General features: G+C 39.0%; 10 protein-coding genes and 1 riboswitch. Of the genes, 2 read left to right on the forward strand and 8 right to left on the reverse strand.

Annotation, left to right across the window (positions count from 1 at the left end):
* Window positions 1–241: 241 nt before the first annotated feature.
* From J416_RS10855 to J416_RS10870, 4 genes are read right to left on the reverse strand one after another with little or no spacing between them, the layout of a single operon-like run.
* The gene (locus tag J416_RS10855; RefSeq protein ID WP_003471138.1) at window positions 242–481 is read right to left on the reverse strand and encodes a MerR family transcriptional regulator; all 240 of its coding nucleotides are present in this window, start codon (window positions 479–481) and stop codon (window positions 242–244) included.
* A 27-nt stretch (window positions 482–508) separates the two neighbouring features.
* Complete coding sequence (locus tag J416_RS10860; protein ID WP_003471139.1) at window positions 509–1,231, reverse strand: exonuclease domain-containing protein; 723 nt, start codon at window positions 1,229–1,231, stop codon at window positions 509–511.
* Window positions 1,222–2,226, reverse strand: a complete 1,005-nt coding sequence (locus J416_RS10865) for a DUF294 nucleotidyltransferase-like domain-containing protein (RefSeq protein WP_003471140.1) — start codon at window positions 2,224–2,226, stop codon at window positions 1,222–1,224. The genes J416_RS10860 and J416_RS10865 overlap by 10 nt, the downstream gene beginning before the upstream one ends.
* Window positions 2,227–2,229: 3 nt before the next feature.
* Window positions 2,230–3,501, reverse strand: coding sequence for an ammonium transporter (locus J416_RS10870; RefSeq protein WP_003471141.1), 1,272 nt, complete (start codon window positions 3,499–3,501; stop codon window positions 2,230–2,232).
* Window positions 3,502–3,768: 267 nt separating this feature from the next.
* On the opposite strand from J416_RS10870, the gene J416_RS10875 reads away from it, so the two are divergent.
* Window positions 3,769–4,137 carry a carboxymuconolactone decarboxylase family protein gene (locus tag J416_RS10875; RefSeq protein ID WP_003471142.1) on the forward strand — a complete coding sequence of 123 codons (369 nt, stop codon included), beginning with the start codon at window positions 3,769–3,771 and terminating at the stop codon, window positions 4,135–4,137.
* A 28-nt stretch (window positions 4,138–4,165) separates the two neighbouring features.
* Here the strand turns inward: J416_RS10875 and metA are convergent, their stop codons facing one another.
* Together metA and J416_RS10885 are read right to left on the reverse strand one after the other, a co-directional pair.
* Entirely contained in the window at window positions 4,166–5,071 is a 906-nt protein-coding gene (gene metA, locus J416_RS10880; protein ID WP_003471143.1) for a homoserine O-acetyltransferase MetA, read from the reverse strand.
* Between the two features lie 89 nt (window positions 5,072–5,160).
* Complete coding sequence (locus J416_RS10885) at window positions 5,161–5,766, reverse strand: YpjP family protein (RefSeq protein ID WP_003471144.1); 606 nt, start codon at window positions 5,764–5,766, stop codon at window positions 5,161–5,163.
* A gap of 262 nt (window positions 5,767–6,028) precedes the next feature.
* A riboswitch (SAM riboswitch) is annotated at window positions 6,029–6,132 on the reverse strand.
* A gap of 152 nt (window positions 6,133–6,284) precedes the next feature.
* Between J416_RS10885 and J416_RS10890 the strand changes: the two genes are divergently transcribed.
* Window positions 6,285–7,109, forward strand: coding sequence for an MBL fold metallo-hydrolase (locus J416_RS10890; RefSeq protein ID WP_003471145.1), 825 nt, complete (start codon window positions 6,285–6,287; stop codon window positions 7,107–7,109).
* 91 nt (window positions 7,110–7,200) lie between these two features.
* On the opposite strand, the gene J416_RS10895 is transcribed toward J416_RS10890, so the two are convergent.
* Together J416_RS10895 and yfkAB are read right to left on the reverse strand one after the other, a co-directional pair.
* Window positions 7,201–8,649 (reverse strand): MDR family MFS transporter, encoded by a 1,449-nt coding sequence (locus J416_RS10895; protein WP_003471147.1) that lies wholly within the window; start codon window positions 8,647–8,649, stop codon window positions 7,201–7,203.
* A gap of 135 nt (window positions 8,650–8,784) precedes the next feature.
* Window positions 8,785–9,858: radical SAM/CxCxxxxC motif protein YfkAB (yfkAB, locus tag J416_RS10900; protein ID WP_003471158.1), on the reverse strand; the 1,074-nt coding region annotated here is incomplete at its 5' end.

Raw genomic sequence — 9,858 nt, forward strand, 5'->3', positions numbered from 1 at the left:
CCCTTCCTACCATACCAAATTCTAACTAACCTAAATGGTTGAAAGCTTGTATCTGTATTTTACACAAGATTAAGGACTTGACTCTTTCACTTCTCTTATTTGACGCATATATTGATTTTCTGTGCAAACAGCTACTTTCACTTCTCTTATTTGACGCAAATCATCCTGATCTAATTAATCATCTGCTACGGCAAACTAAAAAACTCCCTTAGCTTCACCAATGTGATGAACGCTAAAGGAGTTATTTTTTTAACATCGCTTTGATTCCTGCGATATTAATACCTTGATCGATATATGACTTAATGGTTTTGAGCCTGTCGATGTCTTCTAGTGTAAACATGCGGCGGTTTCCATCATTTCTTGCTGGAGAAATCAAGCCTTGATCTTCATAATAACGAATTTGCCGTCCACTTAAATGAGTAAGTTCTTTGACAACACTTATTGGAAACGTCGCTTTCTGATCTGGAATATCATGATTCAACCTTCTTGCTCTCCCTTCCGCCTCATCTTACGGTAAGCTAGCAATATGCGTGTAGATTTCTTTCAGATTGGTATAACCCATTTGTTGAACTTGCTTAATACCTTTTGCCCAAATCTTAGCTGTAGCCACAGCATCGTAAAGCGCATGGTGTCTTCTTCCAATCTCTACGCCATAGTAGTCACACCACTCATCAAGACTGACATAATGAATATCTGGTGCGGTTACTCTTGTTAAAAAATTTGTATCAATAATACGATGCTGAAAATTGGTTTTTAGCGCTGTCCAACTAGCATATTTCATAAATTGCTTTTCATGACTGGAATGATGAGCAACCAATGTATCACTTTTTACAAACTGGAAGAACTGTTTTAGCACTTCATCTAATGGCTTTGCACGTTGTAACTCCTCATACGTTATACCCGTTAACGATTGGATTTCATCAGAAAGTGCTTGATCACTATAGATCGTTTTATAGAATAAATCATCTTCTCGTATTTCATGCCCATGTACTTTAACTGCTCCAATGGATAACATACGATCCCCATTATATGGATAGAAACCTGTTGTTTCGATATCAAATACAACAACTTGTAACTGTTCAAAAGGAATATTTAACACGTCACGTTTTTTTAACTCCCGTTGCAAGTTACGTACATAAGCGATTTTTCTCGGATCAAGCGAATCCATGTCATTGCCATACATCTTTCCAGACATTTGCTTAATAAATTGAAACATTTGATTCATAACCATTTGGAACACTCTTTTTCTACCATTTTCTTAGCCATCTCAAACATGTGAACCCCGTCTTTCATAAACTGTTTCAACTCCTGTTTATCACGTTTCGATAATTGCTTTAACGAAATATGATGTACATGATCATAATCAGCCGCTTGTTTCGTATGACGATAACGAAATGCTAGTAATCTTTCAAAAATGGACAGATAACCTTGCAAAAAAGGATAGTGAGTTGTTAAAAATTTGATCCGATCCTTCGTAGCAGGCATTTCTTCGTGACGGAGTATCGCTAACAAACGCATTGCGTTAACATACGGAAAAACCGTCGTTGTCTTTACATTCAATTTTCCTGCCATCGTCCCTGATTGTTCAGGTAACAATTGACCGAAGATACCGATACCTTTACGTATAAATCCTACATTATCCACGCAACGTAAATATAAATGAGGATTAGAATCAAGATAAGCAAATGTTTTCTGCTTTACCTGAGATAACAGCTCTCGTTCCCCGATTAACACGCGAGAATCAAAAAGTGTAGAAAAATGACGAAGCGATTGCCAAGAAGATTCTTCTAACCAATTCACAACCTGTTTCTTCCATGACATGAGTGATTGAGTCCACATCGATTCAGAGGCCATGACCTTGCCATCACAACGCTCATATCCAACTTTTTCTAATCCGTAGACCATTTCTTCTCCTAATGTTAAAAAATACGATTTGGATTGTTCATGACCATCAAAAATGATGCCATGGTCTTGATCACTCCAAATCGATTGTTCACATCGACCAGCACTTCCCATTAGAAAAAAAGCAAAAGGAGCAGGAGGCGGACCCTGCTCCTCCTCGATTTTCTTTCTTGCAATCACGAATACTTGTTTCATTAACTGATCGTGAAATGTATTCAACTGTTCATGTGTTTGTTGCTCTTGAATATACTGATTTCTCCATCGTCTCACTTCATCATAAGTCATCAATTTCGAAAGCCACTCCTTTTGATCCGAAGCAGCCATGCGTTATTTCGCCTGCTTCTCTGTTGGATCCGGAATATTCTCTGGATAACCGTAGCTTCCATGCTCACTTAAGTCAAGCCCGATAATTTCTTCTTCTTCTGATACTCTTAATCCACCCATCACTTTATCCATAACTTTTAAAATAATGAACGATACGACGAATGCATAAACACCACTTGCTACAACACCTAAGATTTGGACACCTAATTGTTCAAATCCTCCGCCATAGAATAAGCCAGGCAATCCCCATTCAGCGCCGACCGACAGTGCCTCTGTAGCGAAGAAACCTGTTGAAATCGTCCCCCAAACACCGACCGTTCCGTGTACCGATAAAGCAAAGATCGGATCATCAATTTTCGCGCGATCAAAGAATTTCATACTCGCATAAACAATTAATCCACCAATTGCACCAATTAACACTGCAGCCCAAGGCTCAACGAAACCACATGACGCTGTAATTGCGACTAAACCTGCCAACGCGCCATTTAATGTTGTTGGAACATCTGCTTTCCCCGTGATTGCCCAAACTAGTAACATTGCTGCAATGGCACCAGCTGCTGCTGCAATTTGCGTGTTTAAGATGACATAACCGAAGAAAGCTTCAGATACACCAAATGTACTTGCGCCGTTAAACCCGAACCAACCGACCCATAGTAGTAGTACGGCTAATGCTGTATAGACTTGGTTATGACCAGCTAATTCATTTGATGAACCATCTCTGTTATATTTACCGATACGTGGCTTTAAAATAATGGTTGCTGCCAAAGCTGCCATCGCACCTGTTAAATGTACAACAGTTGACCCTGCAAAGTCCTGCTTTCCATGGTCAAATAACCAGCCGTCACCCCAGATCCAGTGAGCAACAACCGGATAAACCAGAGCTGAAAATAGTACAGCAAACACAACATAGACTGATAATTTCGCGCGTTCAGCAAATCCGCCAAAGGCAATGGTTAATGCTATTAAAGAAAACATCATTTGGAACATAAAATCTACTGCCGGCGCTAATCCTTCTCCACTAAATGATGTATCACCATAGAAGAAATCCGATAAGCCAATAAACCAGTTTCCTTCACCATAGATAAAACCCCAACCGACAGCCCAAAAGACTAATGAACCGATACCAATCGTGAAAATCGTTTTTCCTGCAATATGGCCGGCATTTTTCATTCGAGTCGAACCAGCCTCTAACAGAATAAATCCTCCAATCATCAATAACACCAAGAACGTACCAATAATGACCCATAAATTATCCATAAGTACAGTTTCCATCATGTTTTTCCTCTCCTTGTGAATATTATTAACATCAACTGTTAAATACAGTTTAATCCCAGCTCGAAATATCCACAATATATATGTAAGGAAATCTAACACAGTTTTTGTGTAAATGGTTAGATCGTTTATCCACAAGCGTCACGTATCATAGCTATGCTCACTATATACTTTTCTGAACATAAAAAAACATACACTTAGATGGGTATCAGAAGCTTCGTATAATTTCATCATTTTAGAACAATATTAAAATGAAAGGTGGGATAAAAGATGGCAAATCAAGAACACGTAAATTATTTCGATCAATCGATAGCAGATTACAAGCGCGGAAGCACAAAGATGCAGGAATATTTACCAGATATGACGTCAGGATTTTTTCATTTCACGGAGGAAGCCTTTAAACCAGGTGAAATTAATGAAAAACAGAAGCAATTAATGGCTTTAGCTGTAAGCATTTATGCGCAAGACGAATATTGCATTATCTATCATACGAAGGGGGCTGTTGAACACGGGGCGAGCGAGACAGAAATAATGGAAACGTTGGCTGTAAGTTCGGCCCTTGGGGGTGGAGCCGTTTTCGCCCAAGCTGTAACACTAGCTATGGATACGTACGCACATTATGATCAAACACTGCATTAAAAAACTCGTCCGCGGACGAGTTTTTTCATTACAATTTATATGGCGTTTCTTGATATACATAGTAGTTTAGCCAATTGGATATGAGCATATTCGAATGTGTACGCCAACGTAAACGCGGACGTTGATTCGGATCATTTTTCGGAAAATAATTCACTGGAATATCAGGGTTCAGTCCTGCTTGTTGATCACGCTCATATTCTTTTTGTAGTGTGAACGCATCATACTCTGGATGTCCTGTCACAAAAATTTGCCTACCATCCGTGGATGCTGCGATATATACACCAGCTTCATCTGATTCACTTAGAATCTTCAAATTCGGCTCGTTTTCAATTTCTTCCTTGCGAATATCTGCATTACGAGAATGCGGCGCAAGAAATTCCTCATCAAAACCACTCAACAATTTCTCAGTTTCATCCTTGAGATCATGCGGGAAGATACCAGATATTTTCTTCGGACGAATATATTTATCTATACCATAATGATAAAACAAACCTGCCATTGCGCCCCAACAAATATGCAATGTAGACGTCACATTCGTTTTGCTCCATTCCATAATTTGAGATAATTCATCCCAATACGTTACATCTTCATAATGGAGTTTCTCAATGGGAGCACCTGTTATAATCAACCCATCATAGCGTTTATCCTTCACATCATCAATTGATTTATAAAATTGCTCCAAATGTTCCAGTGATGTGTGACGAGGAACATGTGAGCTCGTATGCAATAGCCCGACATCTATTTGTAATGGACTATTTCCTAATAAACGCAGTAAATGTGTTTCTGTCTGTTGTTTTAAAGGCATTAAATTTAAAATCAAAATCTGTAACGGTCGAATATCTTGACGAAACGCACGACTTTCATCCATTACAAATACATTTTCATCTTGCAATTTACTTTTGGCAGGCAATAAATCGGGTATTTTTATTGGCATATCACGTAACTCCTTTGGCTTAAAATATTCTCCGTTGATTTATCCCTTACAAAAAGGATGCCTCTTACTTCATCAGGCATCCCATTACGTCACGTCATCCATTTTGGTGGTGTATTTTTTCCCCAATAAATATTTCCGATCGTATAGTGCTCTTCAAAGCGGTCTTCAAATACATGATAGTGGAATTGAAAATAGTAACCGTCTTGTGGTTGCTTCACACGATTGACATGGAAACGCGCCACATCTTGATTCGTCTTTACATCATGTAAATCAAAAATTCGTTCACCATAACCGGAAGAAGGCGCTTCATCAATCACTAAGAATTGACTGTTTGTTTTTCCAACTTGCTCATATAGCTCTGAAAGTACCAGCTCTATATTTGGAAAAATCGTTTGTTGTAAATCGGTATCTATCCTTCTCGTTATCTTATCGCCTAGCTTCACGGTTAATTGTTGTTTTGCTTGTTCTGTGAGTGATTGTAAATACAGATCATCTGAATTCGTAGTAACGACAAGTGGTTCAACACTTTTAGCTGTCTGTATTTCCTCTGTATCCGAGGAATTTTCATCGCTTGGCGCTACTTCTCCTTTGTCCATCTTGTCTAATTCTGCGTCAATATGAATCGGAGGAACGTATAGACCAAGTGTTAAGATCGTAATGAGTAAGACGGTTATTTTTTTCATCCACTTTTTCATGATACCGCTCTCCCTTGTGCGTTGTGCGTTCTTACTTAAAATTTTACCATGTTTCGGATAGATGTCCATACATGTAACGTATTTTTAACATGATTTACACACTTTTTTTAATAAGTCTTTACGCCAAGGGATACAGTTTCCACTTTTTCCACCAATTGTTACAAAGGGATGCATATATTGTTTTCATAGAACTACAAAAAAGATCCTTCTGTTGATAAGAAGGATCCTTAATACCATTTGTATGCTTATGATATAACGGATCTTCTCATCTTCGGACAATAGGTCCACTGAACTTGGCACCGGGCATTTCAATCGCTGGTTGCCGAGGCTTCAACGGGTCAGTCCCTCCACCTCTCTCGATAAGAAAATCATACACGTATTCGATTTGCATGTATTCTTTGATTCAAAGGATAACACATTCACCAAAAATAGGCAATACCATGATCATAACGTATAAAACTTTCTTATATTGTCATGATAATGATAGGATGATTTGACGAAAAGGAGCCGTATAATCAATGAACCGACATCAAATCGAAAAAATTGAGGAAATTGATCGTGCAATGGAACACGCTGAGGCAGAGGAAGTCACTCATGACATTGCTTGCTACCGTACCATTTTATCAAATGTCATTATGATCGGGGCACCGGATAAAGATTGGGTATTAGTGGATACAAGCATCCATCGTTATCAAGAACGGATTTTGCATGCTTGTCAGCAACGATATGGCGATAAACCACCTAAAGCAATTATTTTAACTCATGGCCATTTTGACCATGTTGGTTCAGCAAAAAAACTTGCAGAGCATTGGCAAGTACCGATTTATGTGCACAAAAAAGAAATTGACTATGTCACCGGAAAAAAATCGTACCCACCAGGTGACCCTACTGTTGGTGGTGGCATGATTTCTTTATTATCCACATTGTTTCCGACAAAACCAGAGCACCTTGAAGGACTTATTACGGTTTTGCCTGATGACGGTACACTCCCTTACTTATCTGATTGGACATATATCGAAACGCCAGGGCACACACCTGGTCATATCAGTTTATTTCGGGAGGAGGACAAATGCTTAATTGCAGGTGATGCGGTCTCAACAGAAAAGCCAGAGTCGACATGGGCTTTATTATTTCCTTTACAACATGTTTATGGACCTCCCGCTTACTTTACACAAGATTGGATGGATGCTGAACAATCCGTGAAAAAACTTGCTGAATTGAAGCCAGAGCAAATCATTCCTGGCCACGGCATCCCAATGCACGGGGAAACCATGCAGACTGAATTACAAACACTAGCCGATCAGTTTATACAACAAGCTGTCCCTAAGCATAAACGACATTAACAGCGGTTGACTGTAAGTTGAGAATAAATAGCTCAAAGTTGAGAATAAACGCTTTCCTTTTCTTGAGGAAAGCCGTTTTTAAACATCTTATTTAAAATGATTGCTCGTGGGATTCTTGCACTTCTTCTATTTCTTCTGCATCTTCTTCAGCAATATCTGCAGGTCGTGTATTTTTAATAAACAGCGATAGAATAAAACCTACCAGCGTAATGATGGATAAGACGAGAAATGCCATATTCGCACCATATATAGCTGGGAATGGATCACCACTTTGTTTGGACGCGGTTTCCGCTGTTGTCATAACTGTCACTAAAACTGCTGTACCAACCGAGGCAGCAACCATTCTCATGGTATTATCCATGGCAGCACCATGCGCAATTAAATGTTTTGGCAATTTGTTTAAACCTGATGTAGCCACTGGCATCATCACCATCGCTACTCCAAACATACGTAAAGCAAACACAACAATTAAATAAGGCAAAGATGTTTTATCATCTAAAATCGTGAATAGAAAAGACCCTACAGTCATAAATGATAATCCAATAATCACCAACCAACGACCGCCTACCTTATCAAAGATGCGACCGGTTAACGGTGACATCAACCCCGTGATTAAAGCACCTGGCAGTAGCACGAGTCCTGACTCAAACGCGGAAAAATCCCTTGCTTCCTGCATATATAACGGAATCAATGTTTCAACACCGATAATCCCTAAAAATGCAATCATCCCAATTGATACTGTTAAAGGAAAAATCGAATAGGTGAACACGCGAAATTCGAGCATCGGATGTTTCAAACGTATTTGACGTAAAATAAACATCGTTAGAGAAATAGATCCTATAATAAATGCAATTACAGTTGGAGTTGCTAACCAGCCGTTATTACCCGCACTGGTAAAACCGTATAATAAGCCACCAAAGCCAAAGGATGACAAAATAATCGATAATGGATCGACACGCGGCTTGGATACTTTCGTTACATTTTTCATGACAAAATAAGCAATGATAATATCAATAATTGCGATAGGTAAAATGATAAAAAACAACGTTCTCCAGCCAAAAGCTTCTGTTACCCAACCTGATAACGAAGGACCAATAGCAGGAGCAAACGAAATAACTAGCCCGACCAGCCCCATTACAGACCCTCGCTTATTTACTGGAAAAATCATTAAAAACACGGTTTGCATTAACGGCAACATCACACCTGCACCCATTGACTGAATCACTCGACCTGTTAATAAGAAGACAAAATTCGGTGCAAGACCTGCGACCAATGTGCCAAATGCGAATACGCTCATGGCGGTAAGGAATAATTGTCTCGTCGTGAAGCGTTCAATCAAAAATGCTGTCACTGGTATCATAATCCCATTTACTAGCATAAAAATGGTCGTTAGCCACTGTGCTGAGTTTGGGGATACATCCATTTCATTCATAATTGGAGGAATTGCTGTTATCATTAATGTCTGATTTAAAATTGCAATGAATGAACCTGCTAATAGAAGCGTTACAATAGTCGATCGTTTCTGTACCATTTCCGCCATTTCTCCTCACTCCCTTTTATGTATCTATACATATATGATTTGTCACTCAAACATTGTATGCCTTTTCACATCAAAAGGCAAAAAAAGAAACTCACATGTACGTAAGTTTCTTTCATTTTCTGAAAAAATGTCCGTTCATCGCGAAATATTTGCCGATCGTTTGGTAAAGTCAACGCCTTGATAATACGTGTTTTTCACTAGTATATTCGGACCTAAACATTGAACGGCTGGACAATGACAATTAAGCGATTGAGCTGTCTTTGATTCCATCCAGCGATCATATGAAGTATGTAATGATGTATCTTGTATATTTCCAAGTGATGGCTCTTCTTCGTCTCCAAAATCCGTGACAATCACATCACCGGTAAAAATATTCACATTTAAACGCGATCTGCCATCTGGGTCATTACGAACGGTTACATTTTTTTCACGATACAATCGCTTCAAAAGATTCAATTCTTCTTCACTCTTGTTACACGGGTAAAACGGAAGTGTACCAAATAACATCCACATCGATTCCGAACGGTGATTAAGTAAACGCTCAATGCCTTGTTGCATTTGTTCAAGCGTCAATGTTTGCAAATTGCTCGCAAAATCAACTGGATACATCGGATGAATTTCATGTCGAACACATCCCATTTCGACAACATGATCGTGTATCTTTTCTAAATAAGGGAATGTCTGTTTATTCAACATCGTCTCAGCCGAAACCATCACTCCTTCTGCTGCTATGCGTTGGGAATTTTCCACCATTCGTTCAAAATATTTTTTTCGATTGTCTTCTGACGGCTTTCGCTTCATATTCGCAAAACCCGTCTCTGCAAATTCCTCCGGCGTGCCCCAGTTATGAGAAATATGTAGCACATCTAAATAGGGAATGATCTCTTGATAACGGGCATAAGGTAAGGTTAAATTTGAATTGATCTGTGTATAAATCCCTCGTTCATGTGCATATTTTAATAAAGGAACAACATATTCACGGACCGATTTTTTCGACATCATTGGTTCGCCACCTGTAATGCTCAATGTGCGAAGATGAGGGATTTCATCCAATCGTTTTTTCAATAAATCAAACGGAAGTGCCTCAGGGTCTTTATCGCGTAATGTATAACCGACCGCACAATGAGCGCAACGCATATTACATAAATGTGTTGTCGTAAATTCAATATTCGTTAACGTCATTTGACCAAATTCTTCGACATCCATATA

Origin of the sequence: Gracilibacillus halophilus YIM-C55.5 (genome assembly GCF_000359605.1) — a bacterium.
GTDB lineage: Bacteria > Bacillota > Bacilli > Bacillales > Amphibacillaceae > Gracilibacillus > Gracilibacillus halophilus.

Excerpts from the sequence above, each read along its gene's own strand:
- J416_RS10860 (WP_003471139.1), bottom strand. The coding sequence starts at position 1,231 with ATGGTTATGAATCAAATGTTTCAATTTATTAAGCAAATGTCTGGAAAG.
- J416_RS10865 (WP_003471140.1), bottom strand. The coding sequence starts at position 2,226 with ATGGCTGCTTCGGATCAAAAGGAGTGGCTTTCGAAATTGATGACTTAT.
- J416_RS10870 (WP_003471141.1), bottom strand. The coding sequence starts at position 3,501 with ATGATGGAAACTGTACTTATGGATAATTTATGGGTCATTATTGGTACG.
- J416_RS10875 (WP_003471142.1), top strand. The coding sequence starts at position 3,769 with ATGGCAAATCAAGAACACGTAAATTATTTCGATCAATCGATAGCAGAT.
- metA (WP_003471143.1), bottom strand. The coding sequence starts at position 5,071 with ATGCCAATAAAAATACCCGATTTATTGCCTGCCAAAAGTAAATTGCAA.
- J416_RS10885 (WP_003471144.1), bottom strand. The coding sequence starts at position 5,766 with ATGAAAAAGTGGATGAAAAAAATAACCGTCTTACTCATTACGATCTTA.
- J416_RS10890 (WP_003471145.1), top strand. The coding sequence starts at position 6,285 with ATGAACCGACATCAAATCGAAAAAATTGAGGAAATTGATCGTGCAATG.
- J416_RS10895 (WP_003471147.1), bottom strand. The coding sequence starts at position 8,649 with ATGGCGGAAATGGTACAGAAACGATCGACTATTGTAACGCTTCTATTA.